Source organism: Escherichia sp. MAL-1 (genome assembly GCF_052948035.1).
Window position 1 is genome coordinate 4,169,197 of record NZ_CM129609.1, and the last position, 25,359, is coordinate 4,194,555.

The window sequence follows — 25,359 nt, forward strand, 5'->3', positions numbered from 1 at the left end:
CGCAGGATGGCGGGCGAGCAATTACTTCTGATTCAGGCTGCCTGAGAGGATGCAGAATACCCCCATCAGGTCAGCGTGACGGATGGTGACTTCCGCCTTTTCATTCACTTTTGGCTTGGCATGGTAGGCAATCCCCAGCCCTGCCGCTTTGATCATCGGCAGGTCATTGGCTCCATCGCCAATCGCCACGGTCTGCGCCAGCGGGATTTCATACTCCTGCGCGAGGCGAGTCAGAGTTTTCGCTTTGTACTGCGCGTCTACGATGTCGCCGATCACATTGCCGGTAAATTTACCGTCCATGATCTCCAGTTCATTGGCTACCACGGCGGTCAGGCGCAACTTGTCGCGCAGATATTCAGCAAAGAAAGTAAAGCCGCCGGAGGCAATCGCCACTTTCCAGCCCAGCGTTTCCAGCTTGAGCACCAGTTGCGTTAAGCCTGGCATCAGCGGCAGATTTTCACGCACCTGTTGCAGAATATTGGCGTCAGCGCCTTTCAGCGTCGCCACGCGGCTGCGCAGGCTGGCGGTAAAATCGAGTTCGCCGCGCATCGCCCGTTCGGTTACTTCCGCCACCATCTCGCCCGTTCCGGCCAGTTTGGCAATTTCATCAATACATTCAATCTGGATGGCGGTGGAATCCATGTCCATCACCAGCAAACCCGGCGTGCGCAGGTGCGGGATTTTCCCCAGCGGGGCGACATCCAGTTGCGCTTCATGGGCCAGGCGCGTAGCCCGTGCGGTGAGTGAACCTGCCAGACGAATCACCTGATAATCTTCCACGCACCAGGCGGCAACAATCACCATCGCCGCACCCAGTTTGCTCTGGTATTGGGTCAGACGCTGTTTATCCAGCCCACGACCATACAGCAGCCAGCCGCTACGACCTGCGTGGTAATCCAGTGGCATCACTTCATCACCACTTAATGAAAGAGGCAGACCAGGCCATAAAGAGACATCTTCAGGCAGGTCGCACCAGGTAATATTAGGCATTAAGGCTCCTGTAAAATCGTTCGAAGCAGGGAAAATAACGCATGAGGCTACCTTGTATCCATTGCTTCTGGCAACATTAAGTCTCAAATTTTCAAAGGGTGGAAGATGGCTCGCACAAAACTGAAATTCCGGCTGCATCGGGCAGTGATTGTCCTGTTCTGTCTTGCCTTGTTAGTGGCACTGATGCAGGGGGCGTCATGGTTTAGTCAAAACCACCAGCGACAGCGTAATCCACAGCTGGAAGAACTGGCCCGCACCCTGGCGCGTCAGGTGACGCTGAACGTTGCACCGCTGATGCGTACCGACTCACCAGATGAAAAACGCATTCAGGCGATCCTCGATCAGTTAACGGATGAAAGCCGCATCCTCGACGCGGGTGTGTATGACGAACAAGGCGATCTTATCGCCCGTTCAGGCGAAAGCGTCGAAGTGCGCGACCGGCTGGCGCTCGACGGTAAAAAAGCAGGCGGCTATTTTAACCAGCAGATTGTCGAGCCAATTGCGGGTAAAAACGGACCGCTCGGCTATCTGCGCCTGACACTCGACACCCATACGCTCGCCACCGAAGCCCAACAGGTGGATAACACCACTAACATTTTACGCCTGATGTTGCTGCTCTCACTGGCAATCGGCGTAGTGCTGACCCGCACGCTGCTACAGGGTAAACGCACCCGCTGGCAGCAATCGCCCTTCCTGTTAACCGCCAGCAAACCGGTGCCGGAAGAGGAAGAAAGCGAGAAAAAAGAGTGACCCATTACTACAAGAAAGGAAATCGTTATGTCCACATTACGCCTGCTCATCTCTGACTCTTACGACCCGTGGTTTAACCTGGCGGTGGAAGAGTGTATTTTTCGCCAAATGCCCGCCACGCAGCGCGTTCTGTTTCTCTGGCGCAATGCCGACACGGTAGTGATTGGTCGCGCGCAGAACCCGTGGAAAGAGTGTAATACCCGGCGGATGGAAGAAGATAACGTCCGCCTGGCGCGGCGCAGTAGCGGTGGCGGCGCGGTGTTCCACGATCTCGGCAATACCTGCTTTACCTTTATGGCTGGCAAGCCGGAGTACGATAAAACCATCTCTACGTCGATTGTGCTCAATGCGCTGAACGCGCTCGGCGTCAGCGCCGAAGCGTCCGGACGTAACGATCTGGTGGTGAAAACAGTCGAAGGCGACCGCAAAGTCTCAGGCTCGGCCTATCGCGAAACCAAAGATCGTGGCTTCCACCACGGCACTTTGCTGCTCAATGCAGACCTTAGCCGCCTGGCAAACTATCTCAATCCGGATAAAAAGAAACTGGCGGCGAAAGGCATTACCTCAGTGCGTTCCCGCGTGACCAACCTCACCGAGCTGCTGCCGGGGATCACCCATGAGCAGGTTTGCGAGGCCATAACCAAGGCCTTTTTCGCCCATTATGGCGAGCGTGTAGAAGCGGAAATCATCTCCCCGGACAAAACGCCAGACTTGCCAAACTTCGCCGAAACCTTTGCCCGTCAGAGTAGCTGGGAATGGAACTTCGGTCAGGCTCCGGCATTCTCGCATCTGCTGGATGAACGCTTTAGCTGGGGCGGCGTGGAACTGCATTTCGACGTTGAAAAAGGCCATATCACCCGCGCCCAGGTGTTTACCGACAGCCTCAACCCCGCGCCGCTGGAAGCCCTCGCCGGGCGACTGCAAGGCTGCCTGTACCGCGCGGATATGCTGCAACAAGAGTGCGAAGCGCTGTTGGTTGACTTCCCGGACCAGGAAAAAGAGCTACGGGAGTTGTCGACGTGGATAGCGGGGGCGGTAAGGTAACTCGCTGATTAAAATACCAAAGGAAGGGAATATGATCGATCTGGAAAACCAGGAGCGGGAGATTATCAATTTAATGTTAAGCCAGCGTATTTCCTGGCTAGCCGCCGTGCGTATCAGGCATAAATTATCGCTTGCTGAAGTAAGTAAAATGTTAGGTATCTCGATTAATTCTCTAAAATAGATCGAAAAGACGGAACGGTTTAGCTCAAACATCAAAAGCAAAATGGCAGAAATTTATGGTTGTCCACCAGAGTTGCTGATATGCCCTTCCTGGATGACGGCTGAACATAAATGAATAGATTCGTGAATAGATACTTGAATAGATTTTATTTTCTATCCATATGAAAAATAATAGTAAATCTATAAATCAGTTGCTATTGATGAATAGATACTAAAAAGCCGGAGCAGTCTCCCACTCCGGCTTCACACGACAATCGCCTTTCAGCGAAACACAATTACTCTTTATCGCCCAGCAGAACGGATTCCAGTGCGATTTTGATCATGTCGTTGAAGGTGGTCTGACGCTCAGCGGCAGTGGTCTGCTCGTGAGTGCGGATGTGGTCAGACACGGTACAGATGGTCAGGGCTTTCGCGCCAAATTCTGCAGCGACGCCGTAGATACCAGCCGCTTCCATTTCCACGCCGAGGATGCCGTATTTTTCCATCACGTCGAACATTTCGCCGTCCGGAGAGTAGAACAGGTCAGCGGAGAACAGGTTACCAACGCGAGCATCAATGCCCAGTGCTTTAGCCGCGTCTACCGCGTTACGCACCATGTCAAAGTCAGCGATAGCGGCAAAGTCATGATCTTTAAAACGGATGCGGTTAACTTTGGAATCGGTGCAGGCACCCATACCGATAACGACGTCGCGCAGTTTTACGTGCGGCAGAACTGCGCCACAGGAACCCACGCGGATAATTTTCTTCACGCCGAAATCGGTGATCAGTTCTTTGGTGTAGATGGAGCAGGACGGGATACCCATACCGTGACCCATTACGGAAATTTTGCGGCCTTTGTAAGTACCGGTGAAGCCCAGCATACCGCGAACGTTGTTCACTTCACGGGCATCTTCAAGGAAAGTTTCAGCAATATACTTCGCACGCAGCGGGTCGCCTGGCATCAAAACTACGTCAGCGAAATCGCCCATTTCTGCATTAATGTGTGGGGTAGCCATTGTTTTATCCTTATCAACATGTTTTCACCCTCTCCCTGAGGGAGAGGGCCGGGGTGAGGGCATCAAGCCGCACCCATTATCAGAACATGGCTTTGCCATATTCCATATCAGAAGTACCAAAATATTTTGCCAGAGTCTGGCCGATATCCGCGAAGGTTTCACGGTGACCCAGTGAGCCCGGTTTTACTTTCGGGCCGTAAACCAGTACCGGAATGTGTTCACGCGTGTGGTCAGTACCGGTCCAGGTCGGATCACAACCGTGGTCAGCAGTGAGGATCAGGATGTCGTCATCGCGCAGCAGAGACATCAGCTCCGGCAGACGGCGGTCGAACAGCTCCAGACCCGCAGCATAACCGGCGACGTCGCGACGGTGGCCCCAGGAAGAGTCGAAGTCAACGAAGTTGGTGAAGACGATGGTGTTATCACCCGCTTCTTTCATCTCTTTGATGGTGGCGTCAAACAGCGCGTCCAGGCCAGTTGCTTTCACTTTCTTGGTGATACCGCAGTTGGCGTAGATGTCTGCAATTTTACCGACAGAAACCACCTGACCGTGTTTTTCATCAACCAGTTTCTGCAGCACGGTCGGTGCTGGCGGCTCAACAGCCAGGTCGTGACGGTTACCGGTACGCTGGAAGTTACCTGCTTTGTCACCGATAAACGGACGAGCGATAACACGACCGATGTTGTAGCCGCCGTTGGTCAGCTCTTCACGGGCGATTTCGCACAGTTCGTAGAGTTTATCCAGGCCAAAGGTTTCTTCGTGGCAGGCAATCTGGAACACAGAGTCAGCGGAGGTATAGAAAATCGGCTTGCCGGTTTTCATGTGCTCTTCGCCCAGCTGATCCAGAATGACCGTACCGGAAGAGTGGCAGTTACCGAGGTAACCCGGCAGATTAGCGCGTTCAACCAGTTTATCCAGCAGCTCTTGCGGGAAGCTGTTTTCGTGATCGGAGAAATATCCCCACTCAAACAGAACCGGGACACCGGCGATTTCCCAGTGACCAGACGGGGTATCTTTACCGGATGACATTTCGTGCGCCCATGCGTACGCGCCGATAACTTCAGCGTTGCCGTCCATTCCCGCCGGAATGAAACCGGTAGAACCTTCGTGTGCTTTCGCCAGCCCCAGACGGGTCAGATTTGGCAGATTGAGCGGACCTTTACGACCGTTATCAGCTTCGCCTTTGGCACAAGCTTCTGCGATATGACCCAGGGTGTCAGCCCCGACGTCACCAAAGCGTTCTGCATCTTCTGTAGCGCCGATGCCGAATGAGTCCAGCACCATAATAAATGCACGTTTCATATGTTCTCCGTACTCAGTGCTTCAAATTTAAATGATCAGATCAGTATACCGTTATTCGCTGATACGGCGATAGACAGTTGGTGTGCTTTCCGGTGCTTTATCGGCAAGTTTAATTGCCGCTTTCACCGCTTTCGCCGCTTCCTGCCAGCTGTTTTCGTCTTTCGCGTGGATAACCGCCAGCGGACGCTGACCGTCTACCTGGTCGCCCAGACGTGCCATATCAGTAAAGCCGACGCTGTAATCGATGGTGTCAGATGCCTGACGGCGTCCGCCGCCCATTGCAACCACTGCCATCCCCAGCGCGCGGGTATCCATTTCACTGACAAAACCTTCGGTATCAGCATAGACTGCTTTCGTCAGCATCGCTGTCGGCAGATACTTCGCGTAGTTCTCAACGAAGTCGGTTGGGCCTTTTTGTGCCGCTACCATACGACCAAAGACTTCTGCCGCTTTACCGTTGTCCAGCACCGCCTGCAATTTCGCGCGCGCTTCGGCGTCATCTTTCGCCAGTTTGCCGGAGATCAGCATCTCCACGCACAGCGCCATCGTGACATCAAACAGACGCGGGTTACGATATTCACCCGTCAGGAACTGCACCGCTTCACGAACTTCAACCGCGTTACCTGCACTGGAGGCCAGTACCTGATTCATATCGGTGAGCAGCGCGGTGGTGCGCACGCCAGCGCCGTTAGCCACGCCAACAATCGCTTCGGCAAGGGCTTCAGAGAGTTCGTAGGTCGGCATAAACGCGCCGCTACCCACTTTCACGTCCATCACCAGCGCGTCCAGACCTTCCGCCAGTTTCTTCGCCAGGATCGAGGCAGTGATCAGCGGGATGGAGTCCACGGTTGCGGTAATATCACGGGTCGCGTAGAAACGTTTATCCGCCGGAGCCAGTGAGCTGGTCTGACCGATAATCGCCACGCCGACGTCTTTAATAATTTCGCGGAAACGGTTGTCATCCGGGAAAATGTCGAAGCCAGGGATGGATTCCAGTTTGTCGAGCGTACCGCCAGTATGACCGAGGCCGCGACCGGAGATCATCGGAATATAGCCGCCGCAGGCTGCGACCATCGGCCCCAACATCAGCGAAGTCACATCGCCGACGCCGCCGGTGGAGTGTTTATCAACAATCGGGCCATTCAGATGCAGGCTTTTCCAGTCGAGAACGGTTCCTGAATCTCGCATCGCCATGGTCAGCGAGACACGCTCAGGCATTGTCATATCGTGGAAGAAAATGGTCATCGCGAGGGCGGCAATCTGCCCTTCGGAGATAGTGTTGTCGCGAATGCCGTTGATAAAGAAACGAATTTCTTCATCGCTCAGCGCATGACCATCACGTTTTTTACGAATAATTTCTTGTGCGAGAAACAAGGTAACCTCCCGAGGAAAAGAGTATGAGGCGGCTTTTGCCGGATGCGTCTACGCCTTATCCGGCCTACGGGTAGATACGTCTCGTAGGCCTGATAAGCGCAGCGCATCAGGCGTAAAGCATCTTACTTAGTAGCTGCTGGCGCTCTTACCGTCACCGTGGCCCAGCGCTTTCAGCAGGCTTGCCAGCAGGCTGGAAGCACCAAAGCGGTAGTGACGCGCATCAGCCCAGTCAGCACCGAAAAGTTCATCTGCGATGGCGAGATATTTCTGCGCATCTTCCGCAGTACGCACGCCGCCCGCCGGTTTGAAACCAACGGTTTTTTCTACGCCCATATCACGGATCACTTCCATCATGATGCGCGCGCTTTCCGGCGTCGCGTTCACAGCCACTTTACCGGTAGAGGTTTTGATGAAGTCCGCACCCGCTTTGATGGAGATTTCAGACGCTTTACGGATCAGCGCTTCGTCTTTCAGTTCGCCGGTTTCGATGATCACTTTCAGCAGTACATTCGCTGCCGCGCAAGCCTCTTTACAGGCTTTCACAAGGTCAAAACCAACCTGCTCGTTGCCCGCCATCAGCGCGCGGTACGGGAACACCACGTCAACTTCATCGGCACCGTAGGCGATTGCCGCACGGGTTTCTGCCAGCGCGATTTCGATGTCGTCGTTACCATGTGGGAAGTTGGTTACCGTAGCGATACGGATTTCCGGGGTGCCCTGCTCTTTCAGTGTTTTGCGAGCAATCGGGATAAAGCGAGGATAGATACAGATAGCGGCGGTATTGCCGACCGGGGTTTTGGCCTGATGACACAGAGCAATTACTTTCTCGTCGGTGTCGTCGTCATTCAGGGTGGTCAGGTCCATCAATTTCAGTGCACGCAGGCTGCTTGCTTTCAGATCAGTCATTTCATTCTCCTGGCTTGTCGCCAATAAAATTCACCTTGCGAGTTTGTTAGTATTCTAACATCTACTCCGCAACACACTTCGATATACATCACAATTAAGGAAATCTACTTACAAGTTTGCATCACTGTAATGCGATCTGGTTCAAATAATTCACTTTCAAATGAATGCGTCAGTGGTAGCAAACGCATCAGGATCAAAGTGAACATCACGAAACTTCTTACAATGGCGCATCACCTTCGGCATAAAAGGAAAAGAAGATGCCCACTTCTGATGAAAATGCACTGCAACAACGTTGCCAGCAAATTGTCACCAGCCCAGTGCTTAGCCCGGAGCAGAAGCGCCATTTTCTGGCACTTGAAGCAGAAAACAATCTGCCTTATCCGCAGCTGCCTGCCGAAGCCCGCCGTGCGCTGGATGAGGGTGTAATCTGCGATATGTTTGAAGGTCATGCGCCGTACAAACCGCGCTATGTCTTACCCGATTACGCCCGTTTTCTGGCGAACGGTTCCGAATGGCTGGAGCTGGAAGGCGCGAAAGATCTTGATGACGCACTCTCTCTGCTGACCATTCTTTACCACCACGTACCGTCGGTCACATCGATGCCGGTCTACCTGGGGCAACTGGATGCGTTGTTGCAACCGTATGTTAGAATTCTAACACAAGACGAGATCGATATTCGAATAAAACGTTTCTGGCGTTACCTCGACAGAACCCTGCCAGACGCCTTTATGCACGCCAATATCGGCCCGTCTGATTCGCCCATTACCCGTGCAATCTTACGTGCAGACGCAGAGTTGAAGCAGGTTTCACCGAACCTGACCTTTATCTACGATCCTGAAATCACCCCTGATGACCTACTGCTGGAAGTGGCGAAGAACATCTGTGAATGTAGCAAACCGCACATCGCCAACGGTCCGGTGCATGATAAAATTTTCACAAAAGGGGGCTACGGGATTGTGAGCTGTTACAACTCACTGCCGCTGGCGGGTGGTGGCAGCACGCTGGTACGCCTTAACCTGAAAGCCATTGCCGAGCGCAGCGAATCGCTGGATGACTTCTTTACGCGCACTCTACCGCACTACTGCCAGCAGCAGATCGCCATCATCGATGCGCGGTGTGAATTCCTCTATCAACAATCACACTTCTTTGAGAATAGCTTCCTGGTGAAAGAAGGGCTGATTAACCCTGAACGTTTTGTGCCAATGTTTGGCATGTATGGGCTGGCGGAAGCGGTTAACTTGCTGTGTGAGAAAGAAGGGATTGCCGCGCGCTACGGTAAAGAAGCCGCCGCAAATGAAGTGGGTTATCGCATCAGCGCGCAACTGGCGGAGTTTGTCGCCAATACCCCCGTGAAATATGGCTGGCAAAAACGCGCCATGTTACACGCACAGTCGGGGATCAGTTCCGATATCGGCACCACGCCGGGCGCGCGTTTACCCTATGGCGATGAGCCAGATCCGATCACCCATCTGCAAACTGTCGCCCCGCATCATGCTTATTATTATTCCGGCATCAGCGACATTCTGACGCTCGACGAAACCATCAAACGTAATCCGCAGGCGCTGGTACAGCTTTGCCTCGGTGCCTTTAAAGCCGGAATGCGTGAATTTACCGCCAATGTCAGCGGTAACGATCTGGTTCGCGTTACCGGTTATATGGTGCGTTTGTCGGATTTAGAAAAATATCGCGCCGAAGGTTCACGCACCAACACCACCTGGCTAGGCGAAGAAGCCGCACGCAACACTCGTATTCTGGAACGCCAGCCGCGCGTGATAAGCCATGAACAGCAGATGCGCTTTAGTCAGTAAGATTATCCCCTTCTCCTGCGTTGACGGGCCAGGCAGTCGTCTGGCTCTGTTTTTGCAGGGCTGCAATCTGCGCTGCAAAAACTGTCACAATCCGTGGACGATGGGGCGCTGTAATCATTGCGGAGAGTGCGTGCCACAGTGTCCGCATCAGGCGTTGCAGATTGTTGACGGCAAAGTGGTGTGGAACGCTGCGGTCTGCGAGCAGTGTGATACCTGCCTGAAGAGGTGTCCGCAACATGCCACGCCGATGGCGCAATCCATGAGCGTGGACGAAGTGCTTAGCCATGTCCGCAAAGCGGTGCTGTTTATTGAAGGGATAACGGTAAGCGGCGGCGAAGCCACGACCCAACTGCCGTTTGTAGTGGCGCTGTTTACTGCTATCAAAAACGATCCGCAACTGCGCCATCTCACCTGTCTGGTGGACAGTAACGGCATGTTGAGCGAAACCGGCTGGGAAAAATTACTCCCGGTGTGTGACGGCGCAATGCTCGATCTCAAAGCATGGGGTAGCGAATGTCATCAACAATTAACCGGACGCGATAATCAGCAGATTAAGCGCAGCATCTGTTTGCTGGCAGAGCGCGGCAAGCTGGCGGAACTGCGTTTGCTGGTAATCCCTGGCCAGGTGGATTATTTGCAACACATCGAAGAACTGGCGGCGTTTATCAAGAGACTTGGCGATGTTCCGGTACGCCTGAACGCGTTTCATGCCCACGGCGTGTATGGCGAGGCGCAAAGCTGGGCGAGCGCCACGCCGGAAGACGTTGAGCCGTTGGCTGATGCATTAAAGGTGCGCGGGGTGGGCCGGTTGATATTTCCGGCGCTGTATTTGTGACATGCCGGATGCGGCCTACGGTTCGGCACAGACTTGTAGGCATGATAAGACGCGTCCAGCGTCGCATCAGGCATTGTGCGCCAACTGCCGGATGCGGCGTGAACGCCTTATCCGGCCTACGGTTCGGCACAAACCTGTAGGCCTGATAAGACGCGACAAGCGTCGCATCAGGCATTATGCGCCGACTGCCGGATGCGGCGTGAACGCCTTATCCGGCCTACGGTTCGGCACAGACTTGTAGGCATGATAAGACGCGACAAGCGTCGCATCAGGCATTGTGCGCCAACTGCCGGATGCGGCGTAAACGCCTTATCCGGCCTACGGTTCGGCACAGACTTGTAGGCATGATAAGACGCGTCAAGCGTCGCATCAGGCATTGTGCGCCAACTGCCGGATGCGGCGTGAACGCCTTATCCGGCCTACGGTTCGGCACAAACCTGTAGGCATGATAAGACGCGACAAGCGTCGCATCAGGCATTATGCGCCGACTGCCGGATGCTGCCTACGAAGGGTAAACTACCCACTAACGCTAAACAACGCATACGTATTATTAAGCAACACTTCGGCAATCTCATCTTCTGGTTCCGGGCGCAACTCGCAAAGCACGTCAAACACCCGCACAGCCTGTTCCGGTCGGTTAGGCTGCCCCTGAAAGCCGTTGAGCGGCATATCCGGCGCGTCGGTTTCCAGCAACAACGATGCCAGCGGTAATTTTGCGATGACATCGCGGGTTTTACTGGCGCGTGGATAGGTGATAGTACCGCCTACGCCGATTTTGTAGCCCAGCTGTACAAACCGCTCGGCCTGTTGCAGGCTGCCGGAAAAACCGTGAACCACGCCAGTGCACGGTAAATCGTGACGTTTAAGATGCATCGCCAGTTTGTCGTGTGTACGCCGGGAATGAAGGATCACCGGCAGATCGTAGCGTTTCGCCAGTTTCAGTTGTTCGTCGAGTAACCACTGCTGCCTCTCAAATTGCGGATCGTCGCCGAAGAGATCCAGACCGATCTCCCCCACCGCCACCACCTTCGCCGGACGCCTTTCCAGCGCCTGCTGTAGCTGATCAAGAGACACATCGCTATGTTTTTCCAACATCCCCGGATGCAACCCCAATGCGGCATACAGCGGTTGATATTTTTCCGCTAACGCCTGCACGCGGGCAAAATTTTCCGCCTCTGTCGCCGGAACAATGATCTTGCCTACGCCCGCTTGTGCCGCGCGTTGCAGGCTGGCCTCTTCATCGCCACTAAACGGCGGGAAATCAAAATGGCAGTGGGTATCGATAAAACGGCAAATCAAGCCAGATCCTCATTGTTAAATGTCGGGTCGTTCGCCTGCGGAGCATCGCTCACTTCGGCAACCAGCGTATCGTTGGCGACTGGCGCAGGCGGAATAACGATCGATTCCGGCGTCACCACTGGCACCAGATGGCGGGTAAGCGGCGCTTTTTCAGTTAATAGCTTGCCAACCGTGGCGAGGAAATAACGACCGCATAAACGCCCAAGTTTATAGTCTTCACGCAGCGCCGGAATCCGACTGCCAAGCGCGATACTATGTAATGGTTTCGGTGGATAAATTTCGAATATCCGCAGCTTGCCCGGTGGTTTCTCAATAAATTGCTGAATGTCACGATAGCTGGTTTCATGATGCTGCACCAGATTGACCAGCGGCTGCAGGCTACTGTCACCCAGCCAGCGTTCCATGCGTTTGAACCACTGCGGCGTGTAGTACATTTGTGACGGCACAGTGCGGATGACGACCAACGTTTTAGCGCCCTGCCTTGCCGCCTCTTTAACCGGAATCGCATCACTGATCCCGCCATCCAGGTAGTTAATGCCTTCCAGCGACACTCCGCTACGATAAAAGCCAGGTATCGCACTGGAGGCGCGAATCACATCCAGCCAGTTTTGTTTGGTTGGTAAAAAGTAATTAGGCGCGTAGTCATCCTGACGACAGGCGCACATATAAAACGATTTGCCGCTGTCAAACAACCGCGCGGCGGTATCCATTTGCAACGGCATCTGGCTTGCGGTGGCCTCCACCAGCCAGTCGAGATCGATAAGATTTCCTCCACGGACAAAGCGCAATGGATCGAAAAATTCGCGTTTTGTGGTATAGCGCATGATGACTTTGCGCGCGTAACCGGGCTGATTGCAGATAAACGCCGAGAGGTTCTGCGCCCCGGCAGATGTGCCGAGATAAAGATCGAAAGGATTAAACTGCGCGCGCATAAACTCATCCAGCACGCCAGCCGTGAAAATTCCACGCTGTCCGCCGCCTTCGCACACCAGAGCTATTCGTCCAGGCTGGAACGGCCTTAGCGACAACGGCGCAATATTACCAAGCGTTACAGGTATTCGCTGCCCCACCTCTGCCTTCCTGTTTTTGTTGTGAAAGAATGACAAAGTAACGCAATTTATTATTCGCTAAAACCGCAAAAGCCAGTCCGCTGGACTGGCTTTGGATAAAATTTTCTTAATGGTCTGAAATCTAGGGTCGTTTTCGGCCCATGAACAAACTCACCAGGAACAGAATAATCCCGACGACAAAGACAATTTTAGCTGCGCCTGCAGCGGTACCGGCCAGACCACCAAACCCAAGTGCGGCGGCGATTAACGCGATAACCAGAAATATGATGCCCCAACGAAACATAAGCGTCTCCTTTACCATAGTTAATGTCACCGCTTGATATGAGCGTGAAAATCACTCAATGCGATATTTTTAGTGTGGTGCACATCGCGCCTCCCGACAAAGTTCGGGAGGACGAATTACGACGAATTACTTAGTTTTCAGATCATTTTTAACGCTTTTCACACCATCTACCGCTTTGGCGATACTTTCAGCACGGTCGCTCTGTGCCTGGGAATCGACGGTACCGGAGAGCTGAACCACGCCGTCGGTGGTTTCAACTTTCACATGACGGGAAGGGACGATATCGTCCGCCAGCAGTTTGGCTTTGATTTCACTGGTGGTGGCGGTGTCACCCGCGTAGCCCTTCACAGAGCCTTCTTTAGCGTCGCGAACGTGCAGTTTGTCGCTGACAGAGGTCACCCCTTCAACGCCTTTCGCCACTTTCACTGCCTCTTCGGCCTGAGCCTGGCTTTCAACGAAACCGCTCAGGGTCACGACTTTTTGATCGGTTTTGACAGAGATATCGGTGCTCTTGATGTTGTCATGATCCACCAGCGCCGCCTTCACTTTCGCGGTGATGGCGCTGTCATCCATGAAATTACCGACTTTATTCATAGAGCTATCGACTTTTTGCCCTGCGCTTTCATTGGTAGTCTGTGCGTTGTTTTCCGCGTAGGCAGAGCCGGTCGCGACGGCAGAGGTCAACATTACAGCCAGCAGAGTTTTCGAAATCTTCAGTCTTGTCATAGTCATCGATTTATTCCTGTATGTTTGCTCGTAATTTGAGCCTGGCAACACGAGGTTGCATTGCTGAATAGGGAGAGACTTCACCCTCTACAGAAGTCAATGGTCGCCATCACAAAAGCGATGGGTGATGAATAACGACCATTACAGCCTCTGAATCAGTTATTAATATCGGTAGAATGACAATCGACGGCTTTAGATACTGATATCTACGCATTGAACGGTATTTAACGCCGTCAGAAATGTCATTACTTTGTTAAATATAGATCACAATTTTGAAACCGCTCGGGATATCAGCGAAAACATAAGCAAAAGTGAATGTTTTAAGAACATTCCGTAAGCGGCTAATAAGGAAGGGAAATTGACAGGGCGCAGCGGCTACCGCGCCCTGGAGGCAAGAATTAATGCTCGCGGGTCTGGTGGAACTGAACGTCCGGATAACGTTCCTGCGCCAGGCGCAGGTTGACCATGCTGGTAGCGATGTAAGCGAGGTTATCGCCGCCATCAAGCGCCAGTTGGCTTTCGTTCTTACGCTTGAACTCTTCGAATTTCTTCGCGTCCGCACATTCTACCCAGCGGGCAGTGGCAACGTTGACTGATTCATATACTGCTTCAACGTTGTATTCGCTCTTCAGGCGCGATACCACCACATCAAACTGCAGCACACCAACAGCACCAACGATCAAATCGTTGTTGGAGATCGGACGGAACACCTGCACCGCGCCCTCTTCGGAAAGCTGTACCAGCCCTTTGAGCAGCTGTTTTTGCTTCAGCGGATCTTTCAGGCGGATACGACGGAACAGTTCTGGTGCGAAGTTCGGAATACCGGTGAACTTCATCATCTCACCCTGGGTAAAGGTGTCGCCGATCTGAATAGTGCCGTGGTTGTGCAGGCCGAGGATATCGCCCGGATACGCTTCTTCAACGTGCGAACGGTCGCCCGCCATAAAGGTCAGCGCGTCGGAGATAACCACATCTTTCGCAGTACGCACCTGGCGCAGCTTCATGCCTTTTTCATATTTACCGGATACTACGCGCATAAACGCCACGCGGTCGCGGTGTTTCGGGTCCATGTTGGCCTGAATTTTAAATACGAAGCCGGTAAATTTGTCTTCGCTCGCCTCTACGGTACGGGTATCAGTCTGACGCGGCATCGGCGCAGGGGCCCACTCCACCAGGCCATCCAGCATATGATCAACGCCGAAGTTACCCAGCGCAGTACCGAAGAATACCGGAGTGATTTCGCCCGCAAGGAACAATTCTTTGTCGAACTCGTTAGACGCGCCTTTCACCAGTTCCAGTTCGTCACGTAGCTGCTGTGCCAGATCTTCACCAACCGCAGCGTCGAGATCCGGGTTATTCAGCCCTTTAACAATACGGACTTCCTGAATCGTGTGGCCTTTACCGCTCTGATAGAGATAGGTTTCGTCTTTATAAAGGTGGTAAACGCCTTTAAACAGCTTGCCGCAGCCAATCGGCCAGGTGATCGGTGCGCAGCCGATTTTCAGCTCGTTCTCAACTTCATCGAGCAGTTCCATCGGGTCGCGGATATCACGATCAAGTTTGTTCATAAAGGTGAGGATCGGCGTGTCGCGCAGACGGGTAACTTCCATCAGCTTACGGGTACGATCTTCAACACCTTTTGCAGCGTCGATAACCATCAGGCAGCAGTCCACCGCTGTCAGGGTACGATAGGTATCTTCCGAGAAGTCTTCGTGCCCCGGGGTGTCTAGCAGGTTAACCAGGCAATCGTGATACGGAAACTGCATCACAGACGTAGTAATGGAGATCCCACGCTGCTTTTCCATCTCCATCCAGTCCGACTTAGCGTGCTGGTTGGAACCACGGCCTTTTACTGTACCAGCGGTCTGAATGGCCTGTCCGAACAGCAGCACCTTCTCGGTGATGGTAGTTTTACCGGCGTCCGGGTGAGAAATAATGGCAAAAGTGCGGCGCTTCGCCACCTCTTGCAAATAAGGAGACAACGTCATAATTCTTTCTTCTTGAGTAAGCGGCATCGCGCCGCGCTTGTTGAAAACGAAAAATTGCGGCTATTTTACCCATCAACGGGGGGGAGGCAATCAGTGTTTACACAGGAGCTGCTCCAGTTCGTGCAACGAAGAAACGGTCCAGGTGGGCGCGATGCCTTCTGGTTGCTCGCGATGGTGCGCATTCAGCCAGCAGGTCGCAAGCCCGGCGTTGATGCCACCGAGAATATCGGACTCGGCAGTGTCGCCAACCATCAGCACGCGTGAACGGTCAGGATTGCCCGCCTGTTCCAGCGCATAATCGAAAATTTTCTTATTCGGTTTAGCAACGCCAACTTCTTCGGAAATCACCAGCAAATCGAAGTAATCACGCAGGCCCGTCCGTTCCAGACGCACTTGCTGCAAGGCGCTAAAACCGTTGGTGATGATGCCGATTTTAGCGTTGCCACGAATGGCGTTAAGCAGAGAAACCGCGCCCGGCAGCGGCGTGCAGATTTCCGCCATCGCATTAATAAAGGCATCGTTAAGCAAGCCTGCTTCAACTTTCAGCCGTTCGGCCCAGCTCTCAAAACGCCCGTGCTGAAGCTGTAATGAAGTGATCGCGCCGTTTTGATAATCCACCCACAGTGGCTTGTTAACGGCCTGATAGTCCTGAAAATCTTCAGCGGTAAAGGTGACGCTGTAATCAAGAAACATCCGCTGCAGGCCGGTGAATGAGTCAAAGGTAAACAGCGTTTCATCGGCATCAAAGAAAATCCAGTCCCACTTCATTATTCCACCTTGTCTTACATACTGATTGGCAACGCCATGATGATGGCGTCTTCGCGACCGTCCGTGGTGGGGTAGTAATTGCGGCGAATCGTCGCCTCGTTAAAGCCTAAACTTTCGTACAGGGCAATGGCGGCAGCGTTTGAAGCACGGACTTCCAGCCATAGCGTCGCCACGCCGCGTTTTTCCAGTTCGTCGATCAGATGTTCCAGCAGCGCCCTTCCCAATCCCTGACGCTGATAGTCAGGATCGACCGCAATATTGAACAATGTAGCTTCATCCAGCACCACTTGCGTAATCGCAAACGCCGCCATTTTGCCGTTTTGCGTTAACTGAAAGTTGAGATAACGCTCGCCCTGATTGCTGGCAAAGGTTTTTTCACTCCACGGAAAGGCGTGGGCGCGTTGTTCAATGTGGTAAGCCGCTGGTAAATCAGTCGTTTCGAGGGAAGAAATCGTGTTCATATGTGCAAATCTGTTGCCATAACGCGGCGCGTGCCGTTGGGTTTGCCCGTAATTCGGTGAGCGCCGGTGATGCCACCTGAGCGCCTTCCAGTGATAGCGGTTCGTCAGTACCCAACCGCCAGCTGTTGCAGCGACTGCCTTGCGGCAGCATCGCGATTTTTTCTGGCGTCAGTTGCAGCACCTGGTCGGGGCTGACGGTTAATGCGCGCAGAACATCGCTCACTAAAGGATCGGTCAGGGCGGGAAGATCGTTTGCCACCATCACCAGACGGACGTGTGCCGGGATCGCAATGGCAATCTCCCCCTGCAACGCGCCAGGGCGACGCAGCGACCACTGGGTAATGCCCAGTTGCTGTAACTGCCAGTCTCGTCGGGATGTCATAGCGAATCGCTCCTGTTGTCAGGGGCGCAAATATAGCAAATTCGTCGATACCGCGCCAACATATGGCTATAATCGCCGCCAGTATCAATTGAGGAGCATTCCATGTCTGCATTTACCCCGGCAAGTGAAGTCTTGCTGCGTCACAGTGATGATTTCGAACAAAGCCGTATTCTGTTTGCCGGAGACTTACAGGATGACCTGCCCGCGCGTTTAGATACCGCGGCCAGCCGTGCTCATACCCAGCAATTCCACCACTGGCAGGTATTAAGCCGCCAGATGGGGGATAACGCCCGTTTCAGTCTGGTCGCCACGGCGGATGACGTCGCAGATTGCGATACGCTGATTTACTACTGGCCGAAGAACAAACCGGAAGCCCAGTTCCAGTTGATGAATTTACTTTCTCTGCTGCCAGTGGGGACAGATATTTTTGTCGTTGGCGAGAACCGCAGCGGCGTGCGCAGCGCCGAGCAGATGCTGGCAGATTATGCGCCGTTGAATAAAGTCGACAGCGCTCGTCGCTGTGGCCTCTATTTTGGTCGTCTGGAAAAACAGCCGGTATTTGATGCCGATAAATTCTGGGGCGAATACAGCGTCGATGGCCTGACGGTCAAAACGCTGCCTGGCGTGTTTAGCCGCGACGGTCTGGATGTCGGTAGCCAGTTGCTGCTCTCGACGTTAACCCCGCACACGAAAGGTAAAGTGCTGGATGTCGGCTGTGGCGCGGGTGTGCTTTCAGTTGCCTTTGCGCGCCATTCGCCGAAAATTCGTCTCACCTTGTGCGATGTCTCTGCGCCAGCGGTAGAAGCCAGCCGCGCAACACTTGCGGCCAACGGTGTTGAAGGTGAAGTCTTTGCCAGCAACGTCTTTTCCGAGGTGAAAGGTCGTTTTGATATGATCATCTCCAACCCGCCGTTCCACGATGGGATGCAAACCAGCCTGGATGCGGCGCAAACGCTGATTCGCGGCGCGGTGCGTCATCTTAATAGCGGCGGCGAGCTGCGAATTGTAGCGAACGCCTTCCTGCCTTACCCGGACGTGCTGGATGAGACATTTGGCTTCCATGAAGTGATTGCGCAAACCGGGCGTTTCAAGGTGTATCGCGCCATTATGACCCGCCAGGCGAAGAAAGGTTAATTATCTCGCCGAATACCGTGTCGGATGCGGCGTGAACGCCTTATCCGACCTACAAAACCTGCACGTTAGCCCTTCGTAGGCCAGATAAGACGCGCCCGCGTCGCATCTGGCATCTGCACCCAAATACCGTGTCGGATGCGGCGTGAACGCCTTATCCGACCTACAAAACTACCAAACCTGCACGTTAGTTTCCTGATGGACATTTTTCCAGCAATTACACCTCCGGCGATAATTAACTATTGACGAAAAGCTGAAAACCACTAGAATGCGCCTCCGTGGTAGCAATTCTTTTTAAGAATTGATGGTATGCGAAGGTGGCGGAATTGGTAGACGCGCTAGCTTCAGGTGTTAGTGTCCTTACGGACGTGGGGGTTCAAGTCCCCCCCCTCGCACCAAAAACCACGTTGATATTGCTCGCACTGGGCGAAGGTGGCGGAATTGGTAGACGCGCTAGCTTCAGGTGTTAGTGTTCTTACGGACGTGGGGGTTCAAGTCCCCCCCCTCGCACCAAACGAGGCGATATCAAAAAAAGTAAGATGACTGTGCGAAGGTGGCGGAATTGGTAGACGCGCTAGCTTCAGGTGTTAGTGTCCTTACGGACGTGGGGGTTCAAGTCCCCCCCCTCGCACCAATTATCTTTACTTCCTTTCTTGTTTCTTCCTTGATTTTTCATCCCTGATTCAAATTCATTAGCATCAGCATGATGCCAGCACTAAGCGCCAGGCACGATGGTAGCAAAATGTAATGCCGTAACTGTTTGTGATACAGCATCACCGGCGTCAATATCAATCCCATCAGAATGACAATCCGCCACTGATCCGGCGATAAATCCGCATACATCAGCCCTGCAATCAGCAATCCCGGCAGCAACACTCCCCAGCCACTGCCCAGCGTACGTTGCAACATGGTTTCATCTCTTTCATTGATAATGATAACCGATATCATATGATAATTTTTATCATTTGCAAGCCAGAGAAATCCCTTGCTATCGGGTAAACCTATCGCTAGGATTAGCAATCATTATCATTTAGATTACTATCCCGATTATGGCCTATCGTTCCGCACCGCTCTATGAAGATATCATCTGGCGAACGCATCTCCAGCCGCAGGATGCTGGGCTTGCACAAGCCGTACGTGCGACGATCGCCAAACATCGTGAACATTTGCTCGAGTTTATCCGCCTGGATGAACCCGCTCCGCTTAACGCCATGACGCTGGCGCAATGGTCATCACCGAATGCGCTAAGTTCTCTACTCGCGGTCTATTCCGATCATATCTATCGCAACCAACCAACGATGATCCGCGAGAACAAACCGCTGATCTCACTATGGGCACAATGGTATATCGGCCTGATGGTGCCACCATTAATGCTGGCGCTACTGACGCAGGAAAAGGCATTAGATGTGTCGCCGGAACATTTCCATGCTGAGTTTCACGAAACCGGACGCGTCGCCTGTTTCTGGGTCGATGTGTGTGAAGATAAAAACGCAACACCACATTCGCCGCAGCAGCGAATGGAAACGTTAATCAGCCAGGCGCTGGTTCCGGTTGTGCAGGCACTAGAAGCGACCGGAGAGATCAACGGCAAACTTATCTGGAGTAATACCGGTTATTTGATCAACTGGTATCTCACTGAGATGAAGCAGCTGCTCGGCGAGGCGACGGTTGAATCGCTGCGCCATGCCCTCTTTTTTGAGAAAACGCTCACGAACGGTGAAGATAATCCACTCTGGCGTACCGTGGTACTGCGCGATGGCCTGCTGGTGCGCCGCACTTGCTGCCAGCGTTATCGCTTACCGGATGTGCAGCAATGTGGCGATTGTACGCTGAAATGAAAGCACTGCCGGGGAAGTAAACCCGGCATCATGCGGATTAATAGGGATGCAACACATTACTTGCTTCGCAATGCCGCATACATAACAGAATATCTGCGGCCTCCAACAACCCTGCATCAGAACTGACGCCCAGTTTCGACATCACATTAAATTTATGTGCACGGATCGTTTTGATATTGCGTTTAAGCTGCTCGGCAATTTGTGTCATTGAGTAGCCACGCGACATAAAGCGCAATATTTCTCTCTCCGTGGGGCTTAGCGTCCGGCTTTGGTTAATGTACCACTGATTGTTCAGTCGGTCGGTCGCCTGACGTACACCATTTAATGACAAAAAGAGTTCCTGATGAAAAATCTCCAGCGTTGACGCTTTACTTAATACACCGTCCAGCGGTGATGGCGACAATGAACCAATCAGCCGAGCTTCAATATCATCATCCGCAATAACTAAACGCCGGGTACGCGGAAACTTAATCGCCAGTTCAGTCAGGCAAGATAATCCCTCTCTGCGCTCACTTCTCATGGCAGAAAAAGAAAAAATGACCGCCGCAAACGAGATCCGCGACATGGCATCCTGAAATGACTCCTGACTGGTATAGGTATGGAGCTTATAAGGGTTACCCGCAAACTTTCTGAATAAACTCTCAATACCGATACTACTCATGACGCATTTTTCTATGAGTGCGACATTTCTCTTCTTAATTCGGCTGTGTTCCATTCTGCGGCATCTCCATAAACAGAAGGCAAGTTAAGTTCTCTTGCACCCTGCGCGCTATTTATCCATGCATACATTTCAGCGTTGCTGTGAATTGCCAGTCGACGCATCGCACTGTTTTTTTGGGCGCTGATAGTTTTATTACTTTTCTTAAGCAATGAAGCTATCTGGTTGATGCCCCATCCTTTACCTAATAGCCGCAGCACCTTGCGCTCTGAAAGAGTGAGAATGACGGAGCGATAGCTAAAATCATGAGTTTCAGTCATTGCCGGAGAGGTCAGCATGGCGCTGATACGCTCTGCGTGCGTATTGCCGGAACGTACGGTCTTGACCAGATTCTCAATGGGTTCAACATCAGACAATAACGTCGCCGTAGGGCACATGAGCAGTTCTACTGCCTGGGAATACCAGGAGCGTGACACCATGAAAACCCAGTGAATTTCCCGATATTGTGAGATTAAAGAATAATAATGTTCACAAACAGAACGTGGATCTTCACTTTCACCGGCTAAATCAGCAATGACTAATCCGGAACGACGTAATTGTAATAAGGTAAGGTCCTCCGCAGAGGCGCTGGATATTATTTCATATTCAGGGAAGTGAGTCCTCATGACCTCTTTTAACCCTGCTTGCATAACAGGTATTTTACTGATAACAATTCCATTTTTGCAGCATCCTGGCAACATATTTCCTCCACATCCACTGTCTAAAAATTATGATGGTTTATTCAGGATATTCATTCCTTAAATGTTTCCAGCAAATTAATAGATTAAGCGAATAAATTATCCTTAGCATTCACTTTCATATCAGCATACTCCTGCTGCACAACAACTCCACTGCATGTGTCAGAAGGTTAGCATCAAATGATAACCTGGTGAAATAGCCTGGAGACATTTAAAATATCTACATTAAGTTGTTAGGAATACTTAATGAAAAACAGAAATCACATTCATTTAATTTATAATTAAATGATATCCCTTCCCGCAGAATGCGGGAATCACACAATCAATATTTATTCAATAAAATCTGATGATTTTAACTTGTTAACACTAAAAAACGCGCCCAGCTATCTATTATCCTGACCCGTAAAGGCTAAAACAATAAATTCATTATAGTGATAATATTCATGTGATAGTTTGTTTGCGGCGAGAGATAATTCGCTTTTTATCACCGAGCTTGTCCCGATAACCAGGATTAATCAGCGCAATTTTGATCTTAACCTACCGCAAAACAACCGTGCTTCATGATACAAATGGATTCTCATTATCTGAACAATACGCAGCACGTCTATGACAAAGGGCGAGTTATGCAAACTGAGCAACAGCGAGCCGTAACGCGGCTTTGTATCCAGTGTGGATTATTTCTTTTGCAACATGGTGCGGAAAGCGCGTTGGTTGATGAGCTTTCCTCACGACTGGGTCGGGCGTTGGGAATGGACAGCGTCGAAAGTTCTATCTCTTCGAACGCCATAGTGCTGACAACTATTAAAGATGGGCAATGCCTGACATCGACACGAAAAAATCACGATCGCGGCATTAATATGCATGTGGTGACTGAAGTCCAGCACATTGTGATTCTTGCGGAGCATCATCTGCTGGATTACAAAGGCGTAGAGAAACGATTTAGCCAAATTCAGCCATTACGTTACCCAAGATGGCTGGTAGCCTTAATGGTTGGCCTTTCTTGCGCCTGTTTCTGTAAACTCAATAACGGTGGCTGGGATGGTGCCGTCATCACCTTCTTTGCCAGTACGACCGCGATGTATATCCGCCAGCTGCTGGCACAACGTCATCTTCATCCACAGATCAACTTTTGCCTTACCGCTTTCGCCGCCACCACCATTTCCGGATTGCTTTTGCAACTTCCCACTTTCAGCGATACACCCACCATTGCGATGGCCGCCAGCGTTCTGCTGCTGGTGCCGGGCTTTCCGTTGATTAATGCCGTCGCCGATATGTTTAAAGGCCACATCAATACCGGACTGGCACGCTGGGCGATCGCCAGTCTGCTGACGCTGGCTACCTGCGTCGGCGTAGTGATGGCACTGACGATTTGGGGGCTACGCGGATGGGTGTGATCGAGTTTCTGTTTGCATTGGCGCAGGATATGATCCTCGCCGCCATTCCAGCGGTCGGCTTTGCGATGGTGTTCAACGTTCCCGTGCGGGCGTTACGCTGGTGTGCGCTGCTTGGCGCGATTGGCCATGGTTCACGAATGATCTTAATGACCAGCGGGCTGAATATTGAGTGGTCAACTTTTATGGCTTCTATGCTGGTCGGCACCATTGGTATTCAATGGTCGCGCTGGTATCTGGCGCATCCGAAAGTGTTTACCGTGGCGGCCGTTATCCCTATGTTCCCGGGCATATCGGCTTATACCGCAATGATTTCGGCGGTAAAAATCAGCCAGTTAGGTTACAGCGAACCGTTGATGATTACCCTGTTAACCAACTTTCTTACAGCTTCATCGATTGTTGGTGCGTTATCCATCGGTCTTTCCATTCCTGGATTATGGTTGTACCGCAAGCGCCCTCGCGTATAAAATTGCCTCGCTTAAGCACACGGATGAGAGACAGCCTCCTCTCCTCCGTGTGTTACTATAAAAGTTATCTCCCTTCTCGTTCATCGTTCCATATTTGAGAAACAGTATGTCTTCCAGAGTTTTGACCCCGGACGTCGTTGGTATTGACGCCCTGGTACACGATCACCAAACCGTTCTGGCAAAAGCTGAAGGCGGTGTGGTTGCCGTATTTGCTAACAATGCCCCGGCGTTTTATGCCGTCACGCCTGCACGTCTGGCTGAACTGCTGGCGCTGGAAGAAAAGCTGGCGCGTCCGGGAAGCGATGTCGCTCTGGACGATCAACTCTATCAGGAACCGCAAGCCGCTCCCGTTGCTGTCCCCATGGGGAAATTCGCCATGTATCCGGACTGGCAACCCGATGCCGACTTTATCCGCCTGGCGGCGCTATGGGGCGTGGCGCTAAGAGAGCCGGTGACCACCGAAGAACTGGCCTCATTCATTGCCTACTGGCAGGCGGAAGGTAAAGTCTTTCACCATGTGCAGTGGCAACAAAAACTGGCGCGCAGCCTGCAAATCGGTCGTGCCAGCAACGGCGGACTGCCGAAACGAGATGTGAATACGGTCAGCGAACCTGACAGCCAAATTCCACCAGGATTCAGAGGGTAACGATGAAAAACGTTGGCGACCTGATGCAACGCCTGCAAAAAATGATGCCTGCCCATATCAAACCTGCATTCAAAACGGGTGAAGAGCTACTGGCCTGGCAGAAAGAACAAGGGGCGATCCGCTCCGCCGCTCTCGAACGTGAAAATCGGGCGATGAAAATGCAGCGCACCTTTAACCGCTCCGGTATTCGTCCACTGCATCAGAACTGCTCCTTTGAGAACTATCGCGTTGAGTGTGAAGGGCAGATGAATGCGTTAAGCAAAGCGCGCCAGTATGTCGAAGAGTTTGACGGCAACATCGCCAGCTTCATCTTTTCTGGTAAGCCAGGAACCGGCAAAAACCATCTGGCGGCGGCAATCTGCAACGAGCTGCTGCTACGCGGTAAATCCGTATTGATCATCACCGTGGCCGATATTATGTCGGCGATGAAAGATACCTTCAGGAATAGCGGTACCAGCGAAGAACAACTGCTTAACGATCTGAGCAACGTTGATCTGCTGGTGATCGATGAGATCGGCGTGCAGACCGAATCGAAATACGAAAAAGTGATCATCAACCAGATCGTCGATCGCCGCTCTTCTTCCAAACGCCCAACCGGGATGCTGACCAACAGTAATATGGAAGAGATGACCAAGTTGCTGGGCGAACGCGTGATGGACCGTATGCGCCTGGGTAACAGTTTGTGGGTGATCTTCAACTGGGATAGCTACCGTAGCCGGGTAACAGGTAAAGAGTATTAATCCCCGTTTCTGGCGGTATACTGCGACACAATTCCACCTTGAGTAATGATGATGAAAACTGTTAAACATCTTCTGTGCTGTGCCATTGCCGCCAGCGCATTAATTTCCACTGGGGTGCATGCTGCGTCCTGGAAAGATGCGCTCTCCAGCGCCGCCAGCGAACTTGGCAACCAAAACAGCACGACACAGGAAGGCGGTTGGTCGCTCGCGTCATTAACTAACTTGCTTAGCAGCGGGAACCAGGCCTTAAGCGCAGATAACATGAACAACGCCGCAGGCATTCTGCAATACTGCGCGAAGCAAAAGCTGGCGTCGGTAACCGATGCCGAAAACATCAAGAACCAGGTGCTGGAAAAGCTGGGCCTGAACAGTGAAGAACAAAAAGAAGACACCAACTATCTGGATGGCATTCAGGGTTTGCTGAAAACCAAAGATGGTCAGCAACTCAATCTGGATAACATCGGAACGACTCCGCTGGCAGAAAAGGTGAAAACCAAAGCCTGCGATCTGGTGTTAAAGCAGGGGCTGAACTTCATTTCCTGAACCGCGAAACGCCGCGTTTTAGCTGTTACCCGGCTGACGCGGCTCT

The 25,359-nt window shown here is 52.3% G+C and carries 27 protein-coding genes, 3 tRNA genes and 1 pseudogene; 15 read left to right on the forward strand and 16 right to left on the reverse strand.

Annotated features, from left to right (window positions below; translation table 11 throughout):
- Window positions 1–21 precede the first annotated feature (21 nt).
- On the reverse strand, window positions 22–990 hold the full coding sequence (gene serB / locus ACU8XX_RS20780) for a phosphoserine phosphatase (protein WP_001132955.1): 969 nt from the start codon (window positions 988–990) through the stop codon (window positions 22–24).
- A gap of 105 nt (window positions 991–1,095) precedes the next feature.
- Here serB and ACU8XX_RS20785 point away from each other — a divergent pair, with 105 nt between their 5' ends.
- The 3 genes and pseudogenes from ACU8XX_RS20785 to ACU8XX_RS20795 all read left to right on the forward strand — a co-directional run bounded on the left by ACU8XX_RS20785 (window position 1,096) and on the right by ACU8XX_RS20795 (window position 3,079).
- Window positions 1,096–1,740 (forward strand): YtjB family periplasmic protein, encoded by a 645-nt coding sequence (locus ACU8XX_RS20785; protein WP_000124615.1) that lies wholly within the window; start codon window positions 1,096–1,098, stop codon window positions 1,738–1,740.
- 27 nt (window positions 1,741–1,767) lie between these two features.
- Window positions 1,768–2,784: a lipoate--protein ligase LplA gene (gene lplA, locus ACU8XX_RS20790; protein WP_000105889.1), complete on the forward strand. Its 1,017-nt coding sequence runs from the start codon at window positions 1,768–1,770 to the stop codon at window positions 2,782–2,784.
- A gap of 31 nt (window positions 2,785–2,815) precedes the next feature.
- Window positions 2,816–3,079: pseudogene (locus ACU8XX_RS20795) on the forward strand (helix-turn-helix domain-containing protein).
- A gap of 160 nt (window positions 3,080–3,239) precedes the next feature.
- Here ACU8XX_RS20795 and deoD read toward each other — a convergent pair.
- The 4 genes from deoD to deoC form a co-directional block, all read right to left on the reverse strand.
- Window positions 3,240–3,959, reverse strand: a complete 720-nt coding sequence (deoD, locus tag ACU8XX_RS20800) for a purine-nucleoside phosphorylase (RefSeq protein ID WP_000224877.1) — start codon at window positions 3,957–3,959, stop codon at window positions 3,240–3,242.
- A gap of 79 nt (window positions 3,960–4,038) precedes the next feature.
- Complete coding sequence (gene deoB / locus ACU8XX_RS20805; RefSeq protein WP_000816471.1) at window positions 4,039–5,262, reverse strand: phosphopentomutase; 1,224 nt, start codon at window positions 5,260–5,262, stop codon at window positions 4,039–4,041.
- A gap of 51 nt (window positions 5,263–5,313) precedes the next feature.
- Window positions 5,314–6,636: a thymidine phosphorylase gene (gene deoA / locus ACU8XX_RS20810; protein WP_000477811.1), complete on the reverse strand. Its 1,323-nt coding sequence runs from the start codon at window positions 6,634–6,636 to the stop codon at window positions 5,314–5,316.
- A gap of 126 nt (window positions 6,637–6,762) precedes the next feature.
- Window positions 6,763–7,542 (reverse strand): deoxyribose-phosphate aldolase, encoded by a 780-nt coding sequence (gene deoC, locus ACU8XX_RS20815; protein ID WP_001295412.1) that lies wholly within the window; start codon window positions 7,540–7,542, stop codon window positions 6,763–6,765.
- A gap of 257 nt (window positions 7,543–7,799) precedes the next feature.
- Between deoC and ACU8XX_RS20820 the strand changes: the two genes are divergently transcribed.
- Together ACU8XX_RS20820 and ACU8XX_RS20825 are read left to right on the forward strand one after the other, a co-directional pair.
- Window positions 7,800–9,350, forward strand: coding sequence for a YjjI family glycine radical enzyme (locus tag ACU8XX_RS20820; RefSeq protein WP_001143194.1), 1,551 nt, complete (start codon window positions 7,800–7,802; stop codon window positions 9,348–9,350).
- Window positions 9,322–10,185: a YjjW family glycine radical enzyme activase gene (locus ACU8XX_RS20825; protein ID WP_240765284.1), complete on the forward strand. Its 864-nt coding sequence runs from the start codon at window positions 9,322–9,324 to the stop codon at window positions 10,183–10,185. Before ACU8XX_RS20820 ends, ACU8XX_RS20825 begins: the two co-directional genes overlap by 29 nt.
- Before the next feature lie 516 nt (window positions 10,186–10,701).
- Here ACU8XX_RS20825 and ACU8XX_RS20830 read toward each other — a convergent pair.
- The 8 genes from ACU8XX_RS20830 to holD all read right to left on the reverse strand — a co-directional run bounded on the left by ACU8XX_RS20830 (window position 10,702) and on the right by holD (window position 17,162).
- The gene (locus ACU8XX_RS20830; RefSeq protein WP_000563058.1) at window positions 10,702–11,484 is read right to left on the reverse strand and encodes a metal-dependent hydrolase; all 783 of its coding nucleotides are present in this window, start codon (window positions 11,482–11,484) and stop codon (window positions 10,702–10,704) included.
- Window positions 11,481–12,554 (reverse strand): patatin-like phospholipase family protein, encoded by a 1,074-nt coding sequence (locus ACU8XX_RS20835; RefSeq protein ID WP_001299799.1) that lies wholly within the window; start codon window positions 12,552–12,554, stop codon window positions 11,481–11,483. The genes ACU8XX_RS20830 and ACU8XX_RS20835 overlap by 4 nt, the downstream gene beginning before the upstream one ends.
- Before the next feature lie 121 nt (window positions 12,555–12,675).
- The gene (locus tag ACU8XX_RS20840) at window positions 12,676–12,837 is read right to left on the reverse strand and encodes a DUF1328 domain-containing protein (RefSeq protein WP_000490275.1); all 162 of its coding nucleotides are present in this window, start codon (window positions 12,835–12,837) and stop codon (window positions 12,676–12,678) included.
- 126 nt (window positions 12,838–12,963) lie between these two features.
- Window positions 12,964–13,569, reverse strand: a complete 606-nt coding sequence (gene osmY / locus ACU8XX_RS20845; protein WP_001295748.1) for a molecular chaperone OsmY — start codon at window positions 13,567–13,569, stop codon at window positions 12,964–12,966.
- A gap of 392 nt (window positions 13,570–13,961) precedes the next feature.
- A complete protein-coding gene (gene prfC / locus ACU8XX_RS20850; protein WP_000175943.1) occupies window positions 13,962–15,551 on the reverse strand; it encodes a peptide chain release factor 3 in 1,590 nt (529 codons plus the stop codon).
- Window positions 15,552–15,641: 90 nt separating this feature from the next.
- The gene (gene yjjG, locus ACU8XX_RS20855) at window positions 15,642–16,319 is read right to left on the reverse strand and encodes a pyrimidine 5'-nucleotidase (RefSeq protein ID WP_000870700.1); all 678 of its coding nucleotides are present in this window, start codon (window positions 16,317–16,319) and stop codon (window positions 15,642–15,644) included.
- Between the two features lie 14 nt (window positions 16,320–16,333).
- Window positions 16,334–16,780, reverse strand: coding sequence for a ribosomal protein S18-alanine N-acetyltransferase (gene rimI / locus ACU8XX_RS20860; protein WP_001092461.1), 447 nt, complete (start codon window positions 16,778–16,780; stop codon window positions 16,334–16,336).
- On the reverse strand, window positions 16,749–17,162 hold the full coding sequence (holD, locus tag ACU8XX_RS20865; RefSeq protein WP_000204018.1) for a DNA polymerase III subunit psi: 414 nt from the start codon (window positions 17,160–17,162) through the stop codon (window positions 16,749–16,751). Before holD ends, rimI begins: the two co-directional genes overlap by 32 nt.
- Before the next feature lie 102 nt (window positions 17,163–17,264).
- Here holD and rsmC point away from each other — a divergent pair, with 102 nt between their 5' ends.
- The 4 genes from rsmC (at window position 17,265) to ACU8XX_RS20885 (ending at window position 18,927) form a co-directional block, all read left to right on the forward strand.
- On the forward strand, window positions 17,265–18,296 hold the full coding sequence (rsmC, locus tag ACU8XX_RS20870; RefSeq protein WP_001272323.1) for a 16S rRNA (guanine(1207)-N(2))-methyltransferase RsmC: 1,032 nt from the start codon (window positions 17,265–17,267) through the stop codon (window positions 18,294–18,296).
- A gap of 308 nt (window positions 18,297–18,604) precedes the next feature.
- Window positions 18,605–18,691 (forward strand) — tRNA-Leu (locus ACU8XX_RS20875).
- 28 nt (window positions 18,692–18,719) lie between these two features.
- Window positions 18,720–18,806: transfer RNA gene (locus ACU8XX_RS20880), tRNA-Leu, on the forward strand.
- A gap of 34 nt (window positions 18,807–18,840) precedes the next feature.
- Window positions 18,841–18,927, forward strand: a tRNA-Leu gene (locus ACU8XX_RS20885).
- Between the two features lie 38 nt (window positions 18,928–18,965).
- Here ACU8XX_RS20885 and ACU8XX_RS20890 read toward each other — a convergent pair.
- A complete protein-coding gene (locus tag ACU8XX_RS20890) occupies window positions 18,966–19,202 on the reverse strand; it encodes a DUF1435 domain-containing protein (RefSeq protein WP_001360092.1) in 237 nt (78 codons plus the stop codon).
- A gap of 140 nt (window positions 19,203–19,342) precedes the next feature.
- Between ACU8XX_RS20890 and fhuF the strand changes: the two genes are divergently transcribed.
- On the forward strand, window positions 19,343–20,131 hold the full coding sequence (gene fhuF / locus ACU8XX_RS20895) for a siderophore-iron reductase FhuF (RefSeq protein WP_000331559.1): 789 nt from the start codon (window positions 19,343–19,345) through the stop codon (window positions 20,129–20,131).
- 37 nt (window positions 20,132–20,168) lie between these two features.
- Here the strand turns inward: fhuF and bglJ are convergent, their stop codons facing one another.
- Together bglJ and ACU8XX_RS20905 are read right to left on the reverse strand one after the other, a co-directional pair.
- The gene (bglJ, locus tag ACU8XX_RS20900; RefSeq protein WP_001300509.1) at window positions 20,169–20,846 is read right to left on the reverse strand and encodes a DNA-binding transcriptional activator BglJ; all 678 of its coding nucleotides are present in this window, start codon (window positions 20,844–20,846) and stop codon (window positions 20,169–20,171) included.
- Window positions 20,804–21,529, reverse strand: coding sequence for a helix-turn-helix domain-containing protein (locus ACU8XX_RS20905; RefSeq protein ID WP_000936635.1), 726 nt, complete (start codon window positions 21,527–21,529; stop codon window positions 20,804–20,806). Before ACU8XX_RS20905 ends, bglJ begins: the two co-directional genes overlap by 43 nt.
- A 620-nt stretch (window positions 21,530–22,149) precedes the next feature.
- On the opposite strand from ACU8XX_RS20905, the gene ACU8XX_RS20910 reads away from it, so the two are divergent.
- The 5 genes from ACU8XX_RS20910 to yjjA all read left to right on the forward strand — a co-directional run bounded on the left by ACU8XX_RS20910 (window position 22,150) and on the right by yjjA (window position 25,313).
- Window positions 22,150–22,920 (forward strand): threonine/serine exporter family protein, encoded by a 771-nt coding sequence (locus tag ACU8XX_RS20910; protein ID WP_001341281.1) that lies wholly within the window; start codon window positions 22,150–22,152, stop codon window positions 22,918–22,920.
- Window positions 22,911–23,384: a threonine/serine exporter gene (locus ACU8XX_RS20915; protein ID WP_000538176.1), complete on the forward strand. Its 474-nt coding sequence runs from the start codon at window positions 22,911–22,913 to the stop codon at window positions 23,382–23,384. The genes ACU8XX_RS20910 and ACU8XX_RS20915 overlap by 10 nt, the downstream gene beginning before the upstream one ends.
- Before the next feature lie 106 nt (window positions 23,385–23,490).
- Window positions 23,491–24,030, forward strand: coding sequence for a primosomal protein DnaT (dnaT, locus tag ACU8XX_RS20920; RefSeq protein ID WP_000098818.1), 540 nt, complete (start codon window positions 23,491–23,493; stop codon window positions 24,028–24,030).
- A gap of 2 nt (window positions 24,031–24,032) precedes the next feature.
- Window positions 24,033–24,770 (forward strand): DNA replication protein DnaC, encoded by a 738-nt coding sequence (dnaC, locus tag ACU8XX_RS20925; RefSeq protein ID WP_000799911.1) that lies wholly within the window; start codon window positions 24,033–24,035, stop codon window positions 24,768–24,770.
- 48 nt (window positions 24,771–24,818) lie between these two features.
- Window positions 24,819–25,313 carry a DUF2501 domain-containing protein YjjA gene (gene yjjA / locus ACU8XX_RS20930; protein WP_001308243.1) on the forward strand — a complete coding sequence of 165 codons (495 nt, stop codon included), beginning with the start codon at window positions 24,819–24,821 and terminating at the stop codon, window positions 25,311–25,313.
- Window positions 25,314–25,359 lie beyond the last annotated feature (46 nt).